Consider the following 19,714-nt stretch of genomic DNA (forward strand, 5'->3'; position numbering starts at 1 on the left):
CCTCCGGCGGGGGTATTATTCGGCCAGGAAAGGCCGGATCACAGCGGAATGTTGTCGTGCTTCTTCCACGGGTTGGTCAGCTGCTTGTTGCGCAGCGAGGCAAAGGCACGCGCCACCCGCTTGCGGGTCGACTGCGGGCGGATCACCTCGTCGATAAAGCCCTTCTCGGCGGCCACGAAGGGGTTGGCGAAACGGTCCTCGTAATCCTTGGTGCGCTGCGCGATCTTGTCCGGGTCGCCCAGCTCGGAGCGATAGAGGATCTCGGTCGCGCCCTTGGCCCCCATCACCGCGATCTCGGCGGTCGGCCAGGCATAGTTGAAATCGCCGCGGATATGCTTGGAGCTCATCACGTCATAGGCGCCGCCATAGGCCTTGCGGGTGATCACCGTGACCTTTGGCACCGTCGCCTCGCCATAGGCGAACAGCAGCTTGGCACCATGCTTGATCACGCCGCCGTATTCCTGCGAGGTGCCGGGCAGGAAGCCGGGCACGTCGACCAGCGTCAGGATCGGGATCTCGAAGGCATCGCAGAACCGCACGAAGCGCGCCGCCTTGCGGCTGCTGTCGATGTCGAGGCAACCGGCCAGCACCATCGGCTGGTTGGCCACCACGCCCACGGTCTGCCCCTCCAGCCGAACGAAGCCGGTGATGATGTTCTTGGCGAAATCCTCCTGGATCTCGTAGAAATCGCCCTCGTCCGCGATCTTCAGGATCAGTTCCTTCATGTCGTAGGGCGTGTTGGGGTTTTCCGGCACAAGGGTGTCCAGGCTGGGCTCGATCCGGCCCGGCTCGTCGAAGAACGGGCGAACCGGCGGTTTCTCGCGGTTGTTCAGCGGCAGGAAATCCACCAGCCGGCGCACCTCGGCCATCGCCTCGACGTCGTTCTCGAAGGCGCCGTCAGCGACCGAGCTCTTGCGGGTGTGAGTCGAGGCGCCGCCCAACTCCTCGGCGGTAACCTGTTCGTTGGTGACCGTCTTGACCACGTCGGGGCCGGTCACGAACATGTAGGAGGTGTCCTTGACCATGAAGATGAAGTCGGTCATCGCCGGGGAATAGACCGCGCCGCCGGCGCAGGGGCCCATGATCACGCTGATCTGCGGCACCACGCCCGAAGCCATGATGTTGCGCTGGAACACGTCGGCATAGCCAGCGAGCGACGCCACGCCCTCCTGGATGCGGGCACCGCCCGAGTCGTTGATGCCGATCACCGGCGCCCCGTTCTGAACCGCCATGTCCATGATCTTGCAGATCTTTTGCGCGTGGGTTTCGCTGAGCGAGCCGCCGAAGACGGTGAAATCCTGACTGAACACATAGACCATGCGGCCGTTGATCGTGCCCCAGCCGGTCACCACCCCGTCGCCATAGGGGCGCTGCTCCTGCATGCCGAAATCGGTGCAGCGATGGGCGACGAACATGTCGAACTCCTCGAAGCTGCCCTCGTCCAGCAGCAGGTCGATCCGTTCACGCGCGGTCAGCTTGCCGCGGCCGTGCTGCGCGTCGATCCGCTTTTGCCCGCCACCCAGCCGGGCGGCTTCGCGGCGGTCTTCCAGCTCGGAAAGGATGTCCTTCATGATGCGTATCCCCTTTAAGATTTCGGCAAACCATACCGGTCGGCGCGCCCTGACCAAAGCAAAATTCGGCAAATTTGCAAAGTCAGGAAATCCACCGACTGCATATCTGAAAACCTGCAAATTTCGCGCCGGACACGGTTCGCCTTCTTGGCGTCGGCAGGTTTTGCTATGGTGGCCGGATAATCGAGCACAACGACATATCGAGGCACGCCATGGTTTCCAAACCCGACATTCTTGCCGACATGCAGTTCTATCTGTTCAACACGTTGGACCCGATCAACGGCAGTGACGACCCACGCTATAAGCTGACCTACCAATATGCCGGCACCAGCGAGCCCGCGGATATGCCAACCGGAAGCACATATTCCGGATGGACGGCGTTCGAGGCGGAAGAGAAGGCCGCCTTCGAGGAGGCGCTGGCGCATATCGAGAGCATTCTCAATGTCGAGTTCGTGGAAGTGTCCGGCAGCGTCGATCCGGACATCAACGTGGGCAAGGTCACTCTGCCCGGCACCACCGCCGGGTACGGCGGCTACTCCGCGTCGTATAACGGCAACACGTTCAGCACCGTCGACAGCTTTGTCGTTTACGACAACACGCTGGATCTGTCCGTCTCCCCCGATCTGCTGCTGCACGAGTTGGGCCATGCGCTGGGGCTGAAACACCCGTTCCAGGATGCAATCGACAGCGACAGGAACCCGGTCCCCGACACGACCCTGCCGGATGCCTTCGACAACAACAAATACTCGATCATGTCCTACACCACGAACCCGGACACCGGGAGCCACGCCGATGCGATGATGCTGTTCGACGTCTTTGCGCTTCAGGACATCTGGGGCGAGGCGGACTACAATGCCGGCAACACCAGTTACAGCGGTCCGCGCACCGAGACGGTGGACCCGATCTGGGATACCGGCGGGACCGACACCTTTGACGCCTCCTCGCGGACCGGCGACGTGACGCTGAACCTCAAGGCCGGGAAATTCTCCAGCTTCGACTCCACCGACGACGTGGTGATCACTTTTGGAACCGTGATCGAGAACGCCATCGGCGGCACGGGCGACGACACGCTGATCGGCAACGGCACCGGCAACACGCTCAAGGGCGGCAACGGCAGAGACACCCTCAAGGGCAATGGCGGCCGGGACACCCTCAAGGGCGGCAACGGCTGGGACACGCTCAAGGGCAATGGCGGCGCCGACACCCTCAAGGGCCAGAAGGGCCGCGACATCCTGCTGGGCGGAAACGGCGACGACACCCTCAAGGGCGGCAACCAAAAGGACACGCTCAAGGGACAGGGCGGCGACGATACGCTTTTCGGGCAGGGCGGCGCCGACAAGTTCGTCTTTGCCAAGGGGGGTGGCAACGACACCGTCGCCGATTTCACCGACGACAGGGATTCCATCCGGTTCAACAACCTGGGCGACCTCGACACGGTCCTTGCCGCCGCCACGCAGGTGGGCGACGACGTGCTGTTCGATTTCGGTGGAAGCGGTACCCTGACTGTTCTAGACACAACCGTGAGCGTGTTAAGCGATGACATCATCGCCTGACGCGAAGGGAAGAACAGTCAATAGCGGCACAGAATGGAAAAGCGACAGGGCCCTGCCCGGCGTGATGCGCGAAACGCGCGCGCCCGCACACCGCCCCATATCGGCACCCTGATCCTGCTGTCGGGCCTGTCGGCGCTGGGCATGAACATCTTTCTGCCCAGCCTGCCGGGCATGACCGCCTATTTCCAGACCGACTATCGGTTGATGCAGCTTTCCGTCGCGCTTTACCTGGGGGTGAACGCGGTGGTGCAACTCCTGATCGGGCCGGTCGCCGACAGCATGGGACGCCGCCCGGTGATCCTGTGGGGGCTGGTGCTGTTCCTGATCGCCACGCTGGGCTGCCTGTTCGCCCCCAGCGTCGAGATGTTCCTGCTGTTCCGCATGTGCCAGGCGGTGGTGGTGGCCGGCATGGTGCTGGGCCGCGCGGCGGTGCGCGACATCTACCCGGAGGAGAAGGCGGCCAGCATGATCGGCTATGTCACCATGGGCATGGCCATCGTGCCGATGATGGGCCCGGTCGCCGGCGGCTTTTTGGACCAGATCTTTGGCTGGAAGGCGAATTTCTGGCTGCTGATCCTGCTCGGGGCGCTGACCCTGGTCCTGACCTATGTCGACTTCGGCGAGACCGGCCGCAAGAGCGGCAAGACCCTGATCGCGCAGTTTCGCGAATACCCCGAACTGCTGCGCTCGCCGCGGTTCTTGGGCTATACTCTGGCCGCCGCCTTCTCCTCGGGCTGTTTCTTTGCCTATCTGGGCGGCGCGCCGTTTGTCGGCACCGAGGTTTATGGCCTCGACGCGGGAAAGCTGGGCATCTATTTCGGCGCCCCGGCGCTGGGCTACCTGGTCGGCAATTTCTTCTCGGGCCGGTTCTCGGCGCGGGTCGGGATCAACCGCATGGTGCTCTGGGGCTGCCTGATCTGCACCGCCGGGATCGCGGTCTCGATCGCCGTGATGGCCGCCGGCGCAGGCTCGGTCGAGACCTTTTTCGGCTTCATGACCTTCGTCGGCCTCGGCAACGGCATGGCCCTGCCCAACGCCACCGCCGGTTCGCTCTCGGTGCGCCCGCACCTGGCCGCCACCGCCTCGGGGCTGAGCGGCGCGACCATGCTGGGCGGCGGCGCCGGGCTCAGCGCGCTGGCCGGCGCCCTGCTGACCCCGGCGACGGGCGCCTGGCCGCTGCTGGTCATCATGCTGGTGGTCGCGGGTCTCAGCGTCGCCGCCATCCTGCTGGTGATCGCGCGCGAACGCCAACTGGGCCTGTAGGTCGCGACGGGGGCTTGCCCCTCCGGGTTTGCAAACCTAATCTGCACCAAACGCGAAGCTGCAAAGGCACCCGATGGCAACGCAGAAACTCTATGCCGGGGCGAAACTGCGCGAGATGCGCACGCGGCTTGGTCTGACGCAAAAGGATTTCGCGGCCAAGCTGGGCGTCTCGCTGCCCTATCTGAACCAGATGGAGAACAACAACCGCCCGGTCAGCACCACCGTGGTGCTGGCGCTGGCGCAGGAATTCGGCATGGACGTGACCGAACTGTCGACCGGCGACAGCGAACGTCTGGTCAGTGACATGCGCGAGGCGCTGGCCGACCCGGTCTTTGCCGATGCCGCGCCGCCCTTGGCCGATCTGCGGCTGACCGCCTCCAACGCCCCGGCGCTGGCGCGTGCCTTTCTCGCCCTGCACCGCAGCTATCGCCAGACGCACGAGCGGCTGGCCTCGCTGGACGAGGCGCTGGGGCGCGAGGATGCCCGCCTTCAGGCCAGCCCCTGGGAAGAGGTGCGCGATTTCTTCCACTATTGCGACAATTACATCGACGCGGTGGACCGGGCGGCCGAGAATTTTGCCGCACAGGGCGCCGGGCCGGGCCGGATGGGCGAAACCGCGCAGGCGGTGCTGGAGGGGATGGGCATCGGCATCGAGCTTGCCGACATCACCCCGCTGCGTCAGTTCGACGCCGAGGCCGGGCTGCTGCGCCTGTCGACCCGGGCCAGCCCGGAAACCCGGCTGTTCCAGATGCTGTTGCAACTGGCGCTGTTGCGGCAGGACAAGCTGTTGGAGGCGACACTGGATTTCGCCCGGTTCCGCAGCGACGAGGCGCGCGCCATCGCCAAGATCGGGCTGGCCAACTATTTTGCCGGGGCGGCGCTGTTGCCCTATGGTGCCTTTCTCGAGGCCGCCCAGACCCACCGCCACGACCTGGAAGTGCTCAGCGCCCGCTTCGGCGCCTCGATCGAGCAGGTGGCGCATCGGCTCTCCACCCTGCAACGCCCGGGCGCCAAGGGCATCCCGTTCTTCTTTGCCCGCGTCGACCAGGCCGGCACCATCACCAAGCGGCACAGCGCCACGCGGCTGCAATTCGCCCGCTTCGGCGGCGCCTGCCCGCTGTGGAACGTGCACCGCGCCTTTGAGACCCCGGGCCGTTTCCTGCGGCAACTGGCCGAGACCCCGGACGGGGTGCGTTACATCAACCTGGCGCGCGACGTGTCCAAGCCCGGCGGCAGCTTCGGCGCGCCGGTGCGCCGCTATGCCATCGCGCTGGGCTGCGAGGTGCGCCACGCCGGCGCGCTGGTCTATGCCGACACGCTGGACGTCACCAACGCCGAAGCCTTCGAGCCGATCGGCATCTCTTGCCGGATCTGCGAACGCAAGACCTGCCACCAACGCTCGGTGCCGCCGCTGGAACGCAAGCTGAGCATCGACGCCAACCGGCGCGGCGTGCTGCCCTACGAGGTGAACTGAACGCCCGCGCGCCGCCCGGTCACTTCTTGCCGACGCTGCCGCCCGGGTTCTCGATCGCATCGAGATCGACCAGGTCCCAAGGCATCCCGGCATTGCGATAGATGCGCTTGCCCAGCCGGGGGTAATCGCCCACGTCATGCGCCAGCCGCTCACCCACCACGATGCAGCGCAGCGTCTCTGTGCCCGTGTTGGTGATCGAATGGGCCACCCCGCCCTTGCGGTAGCCGAGGAAATCGCCGGCTTTGATCTCCACCGCCTCGTCGCCGTGATAGGCGGTCGCCCGCCCGGACAGCACATAGACGCATTCGTCCTCAAAATAATGCATGTGATGCTCGGTGGTGTCATGCCCGGGCTCCACCTCGATGATGTGAAAGCCAAAGCCGCTCAGCCCGGCCGCATCGCCAAGGGATTTGTTGATGCGCTTGGCGTTGGGATTGAGGAAATGGGTCTTGCGCACCCCCTCCATCGCCGCGATCTCCTCGCCCCGGATCAGGTAATTGTCCTCGCCCATGGTCGGTCTCTCTCGCTAAAGTCTCGATCGCGGCGAGCCTAGCCGATGACACCGCCCGCGCACAGGGGGGCGTTCATCGACCGAAGCGGGTGTTACCAGCCGCGAGACAGGATCAGGGCAAGCGGTATGAGTACACGTTGTTGAGGTATCCTTCGTCACCGATACGAAAGTGGGTCTCCCCGACGTGCTCGAAACCCTGCGCCAGATAAAACGCGATCGCAGGCGCGTTTTCCGCATTGGTTGTCAGCCAGACAGACCGGGCGGAATGGTCCCTGCAATGCGCCAGCGCGGCACTCAACAAACGCTTGCCGATGCCTTTTCCATGATGACGCGGTTGAACATAGAACGTCGCGATCTCCGTTTCCGAACAGCCCGCCAATGGCGCCGCGCTCGTCGAGGAAACCCGTATGAACCCGTCGATCCCGTCTTCATTCTGGGAAACGAGAAGGAACTGGTCGGGGTCGGCGATGAGCGCCTCGATCTTCGCGGGGGTGAACGCGTTCAAGGCGTAGTCGGCGAAAAAAGCAGACACGCCATGTTTGAGATAGGTTCCGATCCACACCTCGATCGAGATCGCCGCAATGCTTGAGGCATCCGACTGTCTTGCCCTGCGTATCTTCATGACCGATTCATGCCCGTTTTCAGGTGCGATACAAGCGCATCCTTGCCGCAAGTCCGGTATACTCATGACATTCCCCCCGAACGAAAAACACCCCCGCAGATCCCTGCGGGGGTGTTCGTTTTTTGAACACTGGCTTGCACCGTAGCCCTGCGCTGCCCCCGGTCAGGGGCGGGAACCGCTGCGGCGCTTTTACCGAATGAACCGGCTCAGGCTTCGGACAGGATCGTCCAGATCTCGTCCTTCAGCGCCGCGCGTTTCTTGCGCATCTCGCCCTCGACCAGATCCTCGACCGGCTCCACGTTGGTCTCCGCGCGGTGCACGGCGCGGTTGATCTCGTGGTACTCGTCGGCCAGCTTGGCGAAATGCGGGTTGCTCTGCTTGAGTTCGCTGATTTTCTCGGCCTGCTCGGGGAATTCCTCGGACAGCTCATGGGGGGTATGGGTCATCTGTTCTCTCCTACCATTTTGCGTTGCGCTATACCGTATGGAGCGCCCGTGTCCACCACATTGACGCGGATCAAGCCCGCCGTCCGCGCCGGGGTCTTTTTCACCCGGGGCCGGTCGCGCCTCACTCCCCGCGCGGGAACCGCTGGCGCTCTTCCAGGTCGTTCAGGTCCATGTGGTTGCGCATGTAGCGTTCCGAGGCCTTTTGCAGCGGCTGGTAATCCCAGGGATAGTATCCCCCCTGCCGCAACGCCTCGTAGACCACCCAGCGGCGGGCCTGGCTGGCGCGCACCTCGGCGTCGAAGCGGGCCAGGTCCCAGCGCGCCTCGGACTTGGCCCGCAGGGTCTGCAGCGTGCCCGCGTGTTCCGGCACCTCGGCCAGGTTGGTCCGTTCCTGGGGGTCGGCCTCGAGGTCGAACAGCTGGTCCGGGTCCAGCGTGCAGCGGTTGTACTTCCACTTGCCATAGCGCAGCGAAACCAGCGGCGCCTGCGACGCCTCGGCGGCGTATTCCATCGCCACCGGGCTGCTCCGCTCGCCGCCCCGCGCCAGTTCCACCAGGCTTTCGCCATCGGTCCAAGGGGCCAGTTCCTCCATCGGGACACCGGCCAGATCGCCCAGCGTCGGGGTCACGTCGAGGGTCGAGACCGGCGCGTCGATCCGCCCCGTCGGCAGATCCGGTGCGGCGATCATCAGCGGCACCCGCGCCGAGCCCTCGAAAAAGCTCATCTTGAACCAAAGCCCGCGTTCGCCCAGCATGTCGCCGTGGTCCGAGACGAACAGCACGATCGCCTCCTGCCCGGTCTCCTCCAGCACCTGGAGGATCTGGCCGATCTTGTCGTCGAGATAGGAGATATTGGCGAAATAGGCCCGACGGGACCGGCGGATATCCTCTTGCGAGATGTCGAAACCGCGCCAGTCGTTGGCGTCGAAAATGCGGCGCGAATGGGCGTCGTGATCGGCATAGTCCATCGCCGGCACCTCGGGCAGAAGGTGATCGCAATCCGCGTAGAGATCCCAGTACTTCCGCCGCGCCACGTAGGGGTCATGCGGATGGGTGAAACTGACGGTCAACGCCCAGGGGCGGTCGTCCTTGCCGCGCGCCAGATCGTACAATTTCGCGGTCGCATTGTACGCCACCTCGTCATCGTACTCCATCTGGTTGGTGATCTCGGCCACCCCTGCCCCGGTGACCGACCCCATGTTGTGATACCACCAGTCGATCCGCTCGCCCGGTTTGCGGTAATCCGGGGTCCAGCCGAAATCGGCCGGGTAGATATCGGTGGTCAGCCGGTCCTCGAACCCGTGCAGCTGGTCGGGACCGACGAAATGCATCTTGCCCGAGAGGCAGGTGTAATACCCCGCCCGCCTGAGGTGATGGGCATAGGTGGGGATGTCGCTGCGGAACTCGGCGGCGTTGTCATAGACGCCGGTCCGCGAGGGCAGCTGCCCGGACATGAAGCTCGCCCGCCCCGGCGCGCAGAGCGGCGAGGCGGTATAGGCATTGGCGAACCGGGTGGAGCGCGCCGCCAGCCTCTTGAGGTTCGGCGCATGCAGCCAGTCGGCGGGACCGTCGGGAAACAGCGTGCCGTTGAGCTGATCGACCATCAGGATCAGGATGTTGGGCCGGGTCATCGCCTGCGCCCGCCGCACAGCCCCTCCAGCACGCCCAGCGCCTGTGACGCCGCCTCTTCCGGGCTCAGGCGCGGATCCAGCGCGGCACGGATGTAAAGCCCGTCGATCAGCGCCCCCAAGGTGTCGGCGGCATCCTCGGGTCGCGCACAGAGTGGGCGCAGCGCATGGATCAGGTTCGACCGCAGCCGCCGGTGATAGACTTGCCACAGATGCAGCGCCTCGGCGTTCTTCTGCGCCATGCCATAGAAACACATCCAGGCCCCGACCGCCTCGGAGGTGAAGCTCGATTTCGAGAAACTCGCCCGCACGATGGCCGCAGCCCGGTCGGGCGGCGCCGTGCCCGCCAACTCGCGCCGCACATCGCCGGCGAAATCCGCCAGGATGGAGCGCATCGCGGCCAGGAATATCTGGTCCTTGCCGCCGAAATAATGATGCGCCAGCGCGCTGGAGACCCCGGCGCGCCGGGCGATCTGGCTGACGGTGACGTCCAGCGTCCCCGCCCGCCCCAGTTCGGAAATCGTCGCGCGCACCAGCGCCTCGCGGCGGATCGGTTCCATTCCAAGTTTCGGCATAGCCCCCCCATCGCCGGCTGAGGCCGCGACGCTACCGCTCGGAAACTGACCCGTCAATCAAGAACCCGGCCCGCCACAGCCGGCGGCTCAGTCGAGCTTGCGATAGCTGTGGAAATTCGCCCGCGGCAGGTACATCAGCTCCATCTCGAAGGCACTGAGTTCCTCGATCGTGTAGCACAGCAGATCGCCGCTCTCTTCGTCCATCCGCACCAGGATGTTGCCGCCGTCGAAATGTTCGCAGCGGTCGCGCATGCTGAGGTATTCGCGGGCGCCGAAGGCCCCATCATAGATGTTTTCCAGTTCCGAACCGATGATGTTGATCTGGGACTTGGGGTCATCGACCGAATACCAAGTGCCTTGCATCTTGGTCAGCGTGCTGTCCCAGCTGTTGAATTGGCGCGGCAGAACGTGGCGCAGCACCACATCGGCGGTCCGGTCGTGGATCTCTTCGAGATCGCCGCGCACCTCGATCGGGGTGCCCGGAATGTACATCCGCATGGACTTCAGCACCCCCGCCGGCGTGCGCCCGTCGTCATAGACAAAGAACTTGGTCCCATCCGCGTGAAAGGTGCAGAACGGCGCCTCGGTCTCGCTCACGCAGTCCTGGAAGATGGCGGTGTTGGAGGCATAGGGCTCGCCCCAGGTTCCGGGGCCGTCCGCGGGGGCCGCCGCCTCGACCTCGGGCGCGGGCGGGTCGGCCTTGGCCGGGGTCATCACGCTGACCGCGTCGGTAAAGGAAAAGGAGAAATCCCGCGCATCACCGGCGTCGATCTGGCGGAACCCGCCGTTGGAGTAGCCACGATCGGCGCAGTCCTTGTCGCCCTCGATGGTGAAGGCCGCCGTCTGGGTGCAGAACCCGTATCCCTCATGCTCGAAGCTGCGGCCCTTGGCCAGCAGGCGGTAGTAGTAGAAGCGGTGTTTCAGATCGCCGTCGATCAGGGTGGTGCATTTGCCGGGGTCGATGTTCCACCAGCCCTCGGACACCCATTGATCGCCTGACTTGTAGCCCACCGCGACCGATTGGCGGGCGCTGGACTCGTTGCACAGTTTCAGACCTGCCGTCGCAGCCGCTGGTAAAAGCGTGCAGGCCAATGCCGCCGCGCCGATCACGCCCTTCATGCCATGTCCCCTTTTGGCCGTTCGGGTCAGCCTAGGCGCAGGGGGGACGTTGTTGCAAGGGTCTCAGACCTTGGTGGCCGGCGTCGTCGGGGTCACCCCGCGGCGTCGGACCACCGCCTCGCGCCAGGTGATGAACCCGATCGAGGCCAGGATCAGCCCGCCGCCCAGCACCACCCAGATGTCCAGCGCCTCGCCGAACACGACGGCGCCCAGCGCCATCGCCCAGACCAGTTGCAGGAAGGTGACCGGCTGGGTCACCGTGATCGGCGCCGCGCGCAGCGCCAGTGTCATGGTGAAATGCCCCGTGGTGGCGAAACAGGCCACCGCGAACAGGATCGTCAGTTCATGCAGGGTGGGCGCGACCCAGACCGCCAGCGCAAAGGGGGCCAGCCCCAGCGTCACCCAGACCGACAGCATGCTGACCACCACCGCCGGGGACACCTCGTCGGCCAGCACCTTGGCCAGAAGGTAGGATCCGCCGAACACCGTCGCGGTGCCGATCATCGCCAGGTGGCCCGGCGACACCTCGCGGAAGCCCGGGCGCAGGATGATGATCGCACCGACCAGCGCGGCGGCGATCGCGGCGATGCGACGGATCGCCAGCTTTTCGCCCAGGAACAGCGCCGCGCCGATGGTGACGAAGACCGGCGAGAGGTAATTGAGCGCGGTCAGCTCGGCCAGCGGGATCCGGGTCATGGCGAAAAACCACATCATGACGCCGCAGGCATGCAGACCACCGCGCGCGGCGAACAGGCCGACGCGACGGCGGGTAAACCGGGTATTGAGGATCGGCCGCAGCATCGGCAAGAGGAACACCAGCCCCAGCGCATAGCGCAGGAAGGCGGCCTCGGGCGCCGGCACGCGCGGCCCCAGGACCTTGACCAGCGCGGTCACCCCGACGAAACACAAGCCGGTAAACAGCATCCAGAGGACACCGGCAACAGGGCGTGCGGGGGGCGGGGCCATACGGGTCATGTCCCCGGTTCAACACGGTATCGGGGCCGCGCACAACCCTTCACATGGCAATCAGTTTCGCCGCGATCGCCCACATGGTCAGCCCGATCGCCGCGTCCAGCGCCCGCCAGGCGCCGGGCCGCGCCAGCAGCGGTGCCAGCAACCGCGCCCCGTAGCCCAGCGAGAAGAAGAAGACGAAGCTGGCGCAGCCGGCGCCAAGGCCAAAGGCAAGCCGGTCGTCGTATTGCGCCGCGATCGAGCCGATCAGCACCACGGTGTCGAGATAGACATGCGGGTTCAGCCAGGTCAGCGCCAGGACCACGGCCAGCGTGCGCGGCAGCCCATGGCCCGCCCCCTGCCCCGCGGCAAGGCCCGACCCGCCCCGCCAGGCCGTGCGCAGGTTGAGCGCGCCGTACCAGAGCAGAAATCCCGCGCCGCCGAACCGCATCATCGGCGCGAACCAGGGCGCCGCCCCGGCCAGCGTTCCCATGCCGGTGACCCCGGCGGCGATCAGCACCGCGTCGGAGAGCGCGCAGGTCAGCACCACGGCCAGCACGTGATCGCGCCGCAACCCCTGGCGCAGGACAAAGGCGTTCTGCGCGCCGATGGCGAGGATCAGCGAGAAGCCGAGGGCGAAACCGGGGAAAAAGGCGTTCAAATCGTACACTCCATTCCGACGAGGGGGCGGGATTTGACTAGGCCGGATATCCGGATTACTCCAGTTAAACTTTCTTGTCTTGAATTAGAGTTCCTAATGCAGTTCGACGCCCCCCAGCTTGCCGCTCTTGCCGCCGTGCTGCGCCGGGGCAGTTTCGAGGCCGCCGCCGCCGATCTCGGGGTGACCCCCTCGGCGGTGTCGCAGCGGATCAAGGCGCTGGAGGAGCGGGTCGGCGCGGTGCTGGTCAACCGGGCCAGCCCCTGCACCGGCACGCCGGCGGGCAACCGGCTGGCCAAGCACGCCGAGGACGTCGGGCTGCTCGAGGCGCAGCTCAGCCGCGATCTGGCGCTGGACCCGGCACCGCGCCCGGCGCGGCTGCGGCTGGCGGTCAATGCCGACAGCCTGGCGACCTGGTTCGTGGACGCGATGGCGATGGTGCCCGAGATGCTGTTCGACCTGGTGCTCGACGACGAGGAACACAGCGCCGACTGGCTGCGGCAGGGCGCGGTGAGCGCGGCGGTCTGCGCGCTGGGGGCGCCGGTGACGGGCTGCGACGCCGATCCTCTGGGCGCGCTGCGCTACGTGGCGACCGCCAGCCCGGCGTTCATCGCCCGCTGGTTCCCGCACGGGGTGACGGCAGAGGCGCTGTCGCGCGCGCCCTGCCTGACCTTCAACGCCAAGGACCGGTTGCAGCGGCGCTGGATCGAACGGGTGAGCGGCGCGCGGCTGGCCCCACCAACGCATTTCCTGCCCTCCTCTACCGCCTTCGTCGCCGCCGCCGAGGCCGGGCTGGGATGGGGCATGAACCCGCTGCCGCTGGTGGCGGCGGGGTTGCGCGCCGGGCGGCTGGTGGCGCTGCTGGACGGGCAAACGATGGATGTGCCGTTGACCTGGCAGCGCAGCCGGGCGATGACCGGGGCACTGGAACCGGTTACGCGGGCGGTGCGCGCCGCCGCGCGCGACGTGCTGGTACCGGGTTGAGATCGCAGGGAGAAGAGACAGGATGTTTGCCAAGGAAACGCTGAGCTATCGCGCGCTGCCGCTGCCCGACCGCAGCGAGATGACCGATGCCGAGATGATCGCCGCCGCACGGGATTTTCACGACACCATGCGCCGCCGCCATTCGGTGCGCGACTATTCCCCGCGCCCGGTGCCGCGCGAGGTGATCGAGACCGCGATCCGCACCGCCGGCACCGCCCCCTCGGGCGCCAATCACCAGCCCTGGCATTTCGCCGCCATCTCGGACCCGGCGATGAAGGCGCGCATCCGCGCCGCCGCCGAGGAGGAGGAGCGCCATTTCTACGACGGTGGGGCCAGCGACGAGTGGATCAAGGCGCTGGAGCCGATCGGCACCGACGCCAGCAAGCCGCACCTGACCATCGCGCCCTGGCTGATCGTGGTCTTTGCCCAGCGCTGGGGCGAATTCGACGACGGCACCCGCTACAAGAATTACTACGTCCCCGAGAGCGTCAACATCGCCACCGGCTTCCTGCTGGCCGCGCTGCATCACGCCGGGCTGGCGACGCTGACCCATACCCCCAACCCGATGAAGTTCCTCGGCGAGGCGCTGGGGCGGCCGGCCTCGGAGAAACCGACGATGATCATCGCCGTCGGCCACCCGTCCGAGGATGCCACCGTGCCCGAGGTGGCCAAGATCAAGAAACCGCTGGACCAGATCGCCAGCTTTTTCGACTGACCAAGCAGTGCGGGCGGGGATGGCCGGGACAGGTTGTGCCCCGCCGCAACCGCTGCTTGGAGCCCACTTTGACCGTGATCCGGCACGCGGACACAAGGGGGCACTGAAATTGCATGAAACCGACCGCAAGATATTATCATGTCGAGAGGGGGAGTGAATGGACAACAATCTGGCCACCGGACAGTGCCTGTGTGGCGCTGTGACATTCCGCATATCGGGAGAGTTCGAGAGCTTCTTCCTGTGTCACTGCTCCCGCTGCCGCAAGGACAGCGGTTCGGCCCATTCGGCAAACCTGTTTTCGTCCACGGCCAGGATCACCTGGGTGACAGGCGAGGAAAACATCAAGACGTTCCGGCTCCCCGGGTCACGCCACGTGAAGAGCTTTTGCACCCATTGCGGGTCCGCGCTGCCTGTTTCCCAGCCGGAGATTGGTTTGCTCGTGGTGCCGGCCGGGTCGCTTGACAGCCGGATCGACATGCGACCGAACGCGCATATCTGCTGTTCCAGCCGCGCGAACTGGGACAACGATCTGGCCTCCATCGAAAGGATCGACGGGCTCCCGGGTTGAACGGTCCAGCCGGCGATCGTGTATTGAACAACAGCCAGACGACTAGCACGCGACAGTCGGCTTCGTCCGCAAAGCGGCCATGAGGCACGCCCGGGTGGTTGGCTCCCCGCTTTCGCGGGGACGACAGGGGGGCAGACCAAGGGGCACGAAAAACGCCCCTGCGGACCTCCGCAAGGGCGTTCTTTCAGTCTCGTCGGCGCGGCCGGATCAGAGCTGTTCCATCACCTCGTCGGAGGCTTCGAAATTGGTGGTGACGCGCTGCACGTCGTCGTCATCCTCCAGCGCGTCGATCAGCTTCATCAGCTTTTGCATGCCTTCGAGGTCCATCTCGGTGGTGGTGGTGGGTTTCCACACCAGCTTGGTGCTTTCGCTTTCGCCCAGCTCGGCCTCGAGGTTGGTGGCAACCTCGTTCAGGTCGGTATCGGCACACCAGATCACGTGGCCGTCCTCGGAGCTTTCCACGTCCTCGGCGCCGGCCTCGATCGCGGCCATCATCACCGTGTCGGCGTCACCGGCATCGGCGGGATAGCTGACCTCGCCCTTGCGCTCGAACATGAAGCCGACGCTGCCGGTCTCGCCGAGGTTGCCGCCGTTTTTGGTGAAGGTCGAGCGTACGTTGGAGGCGGTGCGGTTGCGGTTGTCGGTCATCGCCTCGACGATCACCGCGACGCCGTTGGGGCCATAACCCTCGTAGCGGATTTCCTCGTAATCATCGCCCTCGCCGACCTGCGATTTCTTGATCGCCCGTTCGATCACGTCCTTGGGGACCGACTGGGATTTCGCCTCTTTCACCGCGAGGCGCAGGCGCGGGTTCTTGTCGGGATCGGGATCGCCCATCTTGGCAGCGACGGTGATCTCCTTGCTGAGCTTGGAAAACAGCTTGGCGCGGACCGCGTCCTGCCGCCCTTTGCGGTGCTGGATATTTGCCCATTTAGAGTGGCCGGCCATGGTGCATCCTTGTGCTGAGTTCTGGGTTGCGGGTCATATAGCCGCTTGGCCCGCCCCTGTTCAAGCGGCGCTTGTCCCTGTGCCGCCAACAGGTAAGGTGCGGCCATGACAACCGATCAGATCCTGCTCTTCGCCGTCTTCGTCGCCGTCTTTGCGCTGCTGCTCTGGGGGCGGTTCCGCTATGACCTTGTCGCCTTCGGCGCGCTGCTGGTCGCGGTGGTGCTGGGGCTGGTGCCGGCCGAGGCGGCGTTCTCGGGCTTTGGCCACCATGCCACCATCATCGTGGCGCTGGTGCTGGTGGTCTCGGCCGGGCTCACACGCTCGGGCGCGGTGCAGTTGATCACCCGGACGGTGATCGACAGTTCGCGCTCGGTCAGCCAGCATGTTGCGCTGATGGGCGCGGTCGGCGCGGTGCTGTCGGGGTTCATGAACAACGTCGCCGCGCTGGCGTTGCTGATGCCGGTCGACATCCAGACCGCGCGCAAGGCCAAGCGGTCGCCGGGCAGCACGCTGATGCCGCTGTCCTTCGCCACCATCCTCGGCGGCATGGTCACGCTGATCGGCACGCCGCCCAACATCATCATCGCCGCGATCCGCCAGGAACGGTTGGGCACCTCGTTCAGCATGTTCGATTTCGCCCCCGTCGGCGGCATCACCGCGCTGGCCGGGCTGGGGTTCGTCACGCTGGTCGGCTGGCGACTGATCCCCCGCGCCGCGCGTGAGACCGACCCGGCCGAGCAGCTGCGCGACACCTCGGCCTTCATCGCCGAGTTGGCGGTGCCCGAGGGCAACGACTGGATCGAGCGCAAGGTGGGCGACCTCTATGACCTGGCCGACGAGGCCGACGTTGCGATCATCGGGCTGATCCGGGGCGGCAACCGCCGCTATGGCAGCGCGCGCGGCACCCAGATCAGGGCCGACGACATCCTGATCCTCGAGGCACAGGCCGACGCGCTGGACGCGTTCCGCTCGTCGGTGGGGTTTTCCTATACCGATGCGGACCGCCGCGAGGTGATCGAGGGCGAGGCGCAGGGGCTGGCGCTGACCGAGGTGGTGGTGCCGCGCGATGCGCGCATCGCCGGGCGCTCGGCGCAGGCGGTGGGGCTGCACTGGCGGCAGCGGGCGGTGATCGTCGGCATCTCGCGCCAGGGCCGTCGCATCACCGAGCATCTGCGCCGCGCCGTGATCGAGCCCGGCGACATCCTGCTGTTGCTCAGCCCGGCGGAAACCGGGCCGCAGGTGGCCAGTTGGCTGGGCTGCCTGCCGCTGGCCGAGCGCGGGCTCTCGGTCACGCAGGAGAGCAAGACCTGGCTGGCCATCGGATTGTTCGCCGCCGCCGTGCTGCTGGCCAGCCTGGGCTGGATGTCGCTGCCGGTGGGGCTGGGTCTGGTGGTGGTGGGATACGTACTGACCGGGATCGTGCCACTGCCCGAGCTTTATGACCAGATCGAATGGCCGGTGGTGGTGCTGCTTGGGTCGATGATCCCGCTGGGCAAGGCACTGGAGGCCAGCGGCGGAACCGAGCTTTTGGCCGGATCCCTGGTCGGGCTGACCGGCGGGCTGCCGCCCTGGGCGATCCTGACCGTGCTGATGGTGGTGACGATGTCGCTGTCGGACGTGCTGAACAACACCGCCACGACCATCGTCGCCGCCCCGGTGGGGATCGAGATGGCCCATGCGCTGGGGGTGTCGCCCGACCCGTTCCTGATGGCGGTGGCGGTGGCGGCCTCCTGCGCCTTCCTCACCCCGATCGGGCACAAGAACAACACGCTGATCCTGGGGCCGGGCGGCTATCGGTTCGGGGATTACTGGCCGATGGGCCTGCCGCTGGAGGTGCTGGTGATCGTGGTCTCGATCCCGGCGATCCTGGTGTTCTGGCCGATGTGAGGCAGGTCGGGAACTCGGCCACGATCTCGCGGAGCGCCTTCAGGAGGTGGAGGAGAGTTTCATCAGGATGATCCCGCCGAGAATCAGCAGCGCCGCGATCACCCGCCCCGCGCTCAGATGCTCGCCCAAGACCGCGACCCCGACGACAAAGGCCCCGAGCGCGCCGATGCCCGTCCAGATCGTATAGGCCGTGCCAAGTGGCAACGTCTTCATCGAGACCGAAAGGAGCGCGAAACTGCCGAGCATGAAGGTCACGGTTCCGACGGTCGGCCAGAACCGCGTGAACCCAAGCGATTGCTTCATCAGGTAGGACCAGATGACTTCGGTCAGCCCGGCGAGAAAGAGTAAAATCCAAGGCATGATGCCCCCCATCGTTTTCGAACCGCCGGGCCGTCCCGGACCTGTCGCCCCGATCGGGGGGAGGTCGTTGCCTTCCGCGGTGGTAATAAATCACCTGCGCCGCGCGTGCAAACCCAAGCGCGGCCATCCGGACGGCCCCGGCGACCCGGCGCAAACACCCGCCGCCCCGTTGCCCCGGAGCGCATCTCCGCCCTAAGCTGGCCCGAACAGGGAGGGGACGGGCAATGAACAGCGCCGATGCAATCGTGGTGGGCGGCGGCTTGGCAGGGCTGGCCGCCGCGGCGGAACTGGGCGACCGAGGCAAGCGGGTGATCCTGCTGGAGCAGGAGCCGGAACAGTTCCTCGGCGGGCAGGCGTTCTGGTCGCTGGGCGGGCTGTTCATGGTGGACACCCCCGAACAGCGCCGCATGGGCGTGCGCGACAGCCACGACCTGGCCCTGCTCGATTGGATGGGCAGCGCGCAGTTCGACCGCGACGAGGACGCCTGGCCGCGCCGCTGGGCCGAGGCCTATGTCGCCTTTGCCGCCGGCGAGATGCGGCCCTGGCTGCGAGCGATGGGGCTGCGCTGGTTCCCGGTGGTCGGCTGGGCCGAGCGCGGCGGCTCTTATGCCACCGGCCACGGCAACTCGGTGCCGCGGTTCCACGTCACCTGGGGCACCGGGCCGGGCGTTATCGACCCCTTCGTGCAGCGCGTGCGGGAGCATGTGGCGGCGGGGCGCATCGTGCTGAAGTTCCGCCACCAGGTCAGCTTCATCATCATGCAGAATGGCGCCGCGCGCGGTGTTTCGGGCGAGGTGTTGGCCCCCGACGATGCGGCGCGGGGCAGACAGACCAACCGCGACGAGATCGGCGAGTTCGAGGTCTATGCCCCCTCGGTCATCGTCACCTCGGGCGGGATCGGCGGCAACTTCGACCTGGTGCGCCGCGCCTGGCCGCGCGACCGGCTGGGCGAGCCGCCGAAAACCATGATCAAGGGGGTGCCGTTCCACGTCGACGGGCGGATGATCGGCATCGCCGAACATGCCGGCGGACAGGTGATCAACGGCGACCGGATGTGGCATTACACCGAAGGAGTGCAGAACTGGGATCCGATCTGGCCCGATCACGGCATCCGCATCCTGCCCGGCCCGTCCTCGCTCTGGTTCGATGCGATGGGCAACCGGCTGTTGCCGCCCTGCCTGCCCGGGTTCGACACCCTCACCACCCTGCGCGAGATCCTCAAGACCGGGTATGACTACAGCTGGTTCGTGCTCAGCCAGAAGGTGATCGAGAAGGAATTCGCGCTCTCCGGGTCGGAGCAGAACCCGGACCTGACCTCGAAACGCTGGCGCGAGGTGCTCAAGGCGCGGCTGATGTCGCGCGGCAAGGCCCCGGCCCCAGTCGAGGCGTTCAAGACCCACGGGGCCGATTTCGTCGTCGCCGACGGGCTGACCGAGCTGGTCTCGGGGATGAACCGGATCGGCGAGGTGGCGATCGACGCGGAGAAACTGCACGCGCAGATCGCGGCACGCGATGCGCAGGTGGCGAACCCGTTTTCCAAGGATGCGCAGATGATGGCGATCCATGCGGCGCGCAACTATCGCGGCGACCGGTTGATCCGCACCGCCCGACCGCACCGGTTTCTCGATCCCGGCAACGGCCCGCTGATCGCGGTCAAGCTGCACATCCTGACGCGCAAGACGCTGGGCGGGCTGCAGACCAACCTGGACAGCCAGATGATCGGGGCGGACGGCGAGGTGATACCCGGGCTGTTCGCAGCCGGCGAGGCGGCCGGCTTCGGCGGCGGTGGCTATCACGGCTACAACGCGCTCGAGGGCACCTTCCTGGGTGGCTGCATCTTTTCGGGGCGCAATGCCGGGCGGTCGCGCGCGGTGGCGTGACG

19 protein-coding genes are annotated in these 19,714 nt (G+C 66.2%); 8 read left to right on the top strand and 11 right to left on the bottom strand.

Translation table 11 applies throughout. From position 1 onward, the window contains the following. Positions 1 to 38 precede the first annotated feature (38 nt). On the bottom strand, positions 39 to 1,571 hold the full coding sequence (locus ABWV23_RS09150; protein ID WP_353347139.1) for an acyl-CoA carboxylase subunit beta: 1,533 nt from the start codon (positions 1,569 to 1,571) through the stop codon (positions 39 to 41). Positions 1,572 to 1,783: 212 nt separating this feature from the next. On the opposite strand from ABWV23_RS09150, the gene ABWV23_RS09155 reads away from it, so the two are divergent. The 3 genes from ABWV23_RS09155 (at position 1,784) to ABWV23_RS09165 (ending at position 5,861) form a co-directional block, all read left to right on the top strand. Further along, positions 1,784 to 3,124 (top strand): M10 family metallopeptidase C-terminal domain-containing protein, encoded by a 1,341-nt coding sequence (locus ABWV23_RS09155; protein ID WP_353347140.1) that lies wholly within the window; start codon positions 1,784 to 1,786, stop codon positions 3,122 to 3,124. 33 nt (positions 3,125 to 3,157) lie between these two features. Then, a complete protein-coding gene (locus tag ABWV23_RS09160; RefSeq protein ID WP_353347141.1) occupies positions 3,158 to 4,387 on the top strand; it encodes a multidrug effflux MFS transporter in 1,230 nt (409 codons plus the stop codon). A gap of 73 nt (positions 4,388 to 4,460) precedes the next feature. Beyond that, complete coding sequence (locus ABWV23_RS09165; RefSeq protein ID WP_353347142.1) at positions 4,461 to 5,861, top strand: helix-turn-helix domain-containing protein; 1,401 nt, start codon at positions 4,461 to 4,463, stop codon at positions 5,859 to 5,861. A 19-nt stretch (positions 5,862 to 5,880) separates the two neighbouring features. Here ABWV23_RS09165 and ABWV23_RS09170 read toward each other — a convergent pair whose 3' ends face one another. From ABWV23_RS09170 to ABWV23_RS09205, 8 genes are all read right to left on the bottom strand, one after another. Then, a complete protein-coding gene (locus tag ABWV23_RS09170) occupies positions 5,881 to 6,372 on the bottom strand; it encodes a cupin domain-containing protein (RefSeq protein WP_353347143.1) in 492 nt (163 codons plus the stop codon). Positions 6,373 to 6,484: 112 nt separating this feature from the next. Further along, on the bottom strand, positions 6,485 to 6,994 hold the full coding sequence (locus ABWV23_RS09175) for a GNAT family N-acetyltransferase (RefSeq protein ID WP_353347144.1): 510 nt from the start codon (positions 6,992 to 6,994) through the stop codon (positions 6,485 to 6,487). A gap of 206 nt (positions 6,995 to 7,200) precedes the next feature. Continuing rightward, on the bottom strand, positions 7,201 to 7,440 hold the full coding sequence (locus ABWV23_RS09180) for an HP1242/YdcH family protein (RefSeq protein ID WP_353347145.1): 240 nt from the start codon (positions 7,438 to 7,440) through the stop codon (positions 7,201 to 7,203). Positions 7,441 to 7,561: 121 nt separating this feature from the next. Further along, complete coding sequence (gene betC, locus ABWV23_RS09185; RefSeq protein ID WP_353347146.1) at positions 7,562 to 9,070, bottom strand: choline-sulfatase; 1,509 nt, start codon at positions 9,068 to 9,070, stop codon at positions 7,562 to 7,564. Continuing rightward, positions 9,067 to 9,642, bottom strand: coding sequence for a choline-binding transcriptional repressor BetI (gene betI / locus ABWV23_RS09190; protein WP_353347147.1), 576 nt, complete (start codon positions 9,640 to 9,642; stop codon positions 9,067 to 9,069). The genes betC and betI overlap by 4 nt, the downstream gene beginning before the upstream one ends. A gap of 87 nt (positions 9,643 to 9,729) precedes the next feature. Then, the gene (locus ABWV23_RS09195) at positions 9,730 to 10,761 is read right to left on the bottom strand and encodes a DUF1036 domain-containing protein (RefSeq protein ID WP_353347148.1); all 1,032 of its coding nucleotides are present in this window, start codon (positions 10,759 to 10,761) and stop codon (positions 9,730 to 9,732) included. A gap of 63 nt (positions 10,762 to 10,824) precedes the next feature. Further along, positions 10,825 to 11,736: a DMT family transporter gene (locus ABWV23_RS09200; protein WP_353347149.1), complete on the bottom strand. Its 912-nt coding sequence runs from the start codon at positions 11,734 to 11,736 to the stop codon at positions 10,825 to 10,827. A 40-nt stretch (positions 11,737 to 11,776) separates the two neighbouring features. Next, positions 11,777 to 12,373: a LysE/ArgO family amino acid transporter gene (locus ABWV23_RS09205; protein ID WP_353347150.1), complete on the bottom strand. Its 597-nt coding sequence runs from the start codon at positions 12,371 to 12,373 to the stop codon at positions 11,777 to 11,779. 96 nt (positions 12,374 to 12,469) lie between these two features. On the opposite strand from ABWV23_RS09205, the gene ABWV23_RS09210 reads away from it, so the two are divergent. The 3 genes from ABWV23_RS09210 (at position 12,470) to ABWV23_RS09220 (ending at position 14,637) form a co-directional block, all read left to right on the top strand. Continuing rightward, positions 12,470 to 13,354 (top strand): LysR family transcriptional regulator ArgP, encoded by an 885-nt coding sequence (locus ABWV23_RS09210; RefSeq protein WP_353347151.1) that lies wholly within the window; start codon positions 12,470 to 12,472, stop codon positions 13,352 to 13,354. Between the two features lie 22 nt (positions 13,355 to 13,376). Next, positions 13,377 to 14,069: a nitroreductase family protein gene (locus ABWV23_RS09215; RefSeq protein WP_353347152.1), complete on the top strand. Its 693-nt coding sequence runs from the start codon at positions 13,377 to 13,379 to the stop codon at positions 14,067 to 14,069. 157 nt (positions 14,070 to 14,226) lie between these two features. Beyond that, positions 14,227 to 14,637 carry a GFA family protein gene (locus tag ABWV23_RS09220; RefSeq protein WP_353347153.1) on the top strand — a complete coding sequence of 137 codons (411 nt, stop codon included), beginning with the start codon at positions 14,227 to 14,229 and terminating at the stop codon, positions 14,635 to 14,637. 207 nt (positions 14,638 to 14,844) lie between these two features. Here the strand turns inward: ABWV23_RS09220 and ABWV23_RS09225 are convergent, their stop codons facing one another. Beyond that, positions 14,845 to 15,585 (bottom strand): YebC/PmpR family DNA-binding transcriptional regulator, encoded by a 741-nt coding sequence (locus ABWV23_RS09225; protein WP_353347154.1) that lies wholly within the window; start codon positions 15,583 to 15,585, stop codon positions 14,845 to 14,847. A 105-nt stretch (positions 15,586 to 15,690) separates the two neighbouring features. On the opposite strand from ABWV23_RS09225, the gene ABWV23_RS09230 reads away from it, so the two are divergent. Further along, entirely contained in the window at positions 15,691 to 17,472 is a 1,782-nt protein-coding gene (locus tag ABWV23_RS09230; protein ID WP_353347155.1) for an SLC13 family permease, read from the top strand. Between the two features lie 39 nt (positions 17,473 to 17,511). On the opposite strand, the gene ABWV23_RS09235 is transcribed toward ABWV23_RS09230, so the two are convergent. Next, on the bottom strand, positions 17,512 to 17,832 hold the full coding sequence (locus tag ABWV23_RS09235) for a DMT family transporter (protein WP_353347156.1): 321 nt from the start codon (positions 17,830 to 17,832) through the stop codon (positions 17,512 to 17,514). 224 nt (positions 17,833 to 18,056) lie between these two features. On the opposite strand from ABWV23_RS09235, the gene ABWV23_RS09240 reads away from it, so the two are divergent. Continuing rightward, complete coding sequence (locus ABWV23_RS09240) at positions 18,057 to 19,712, top strand: FAD-binding dehydrogenase (protein ID WP_353347157.1); 1,656 nt, start codon at positions 18,057 to 18,059, stop codon at positions 19,710 to 19,712. Positions 19,713 to 19,714: the final 2 nt, after the last annotated feature.

This window comes from Aquicoccus sp. SU-CL01552 (assembly GCF_040365005.1).
Taxonomy (GTDB): Bacteria; Pseudomonadota; Alphaproteobacteria; order Rhodobacterales; family Rhodobacteraceae; genus Antarcticimicrobium.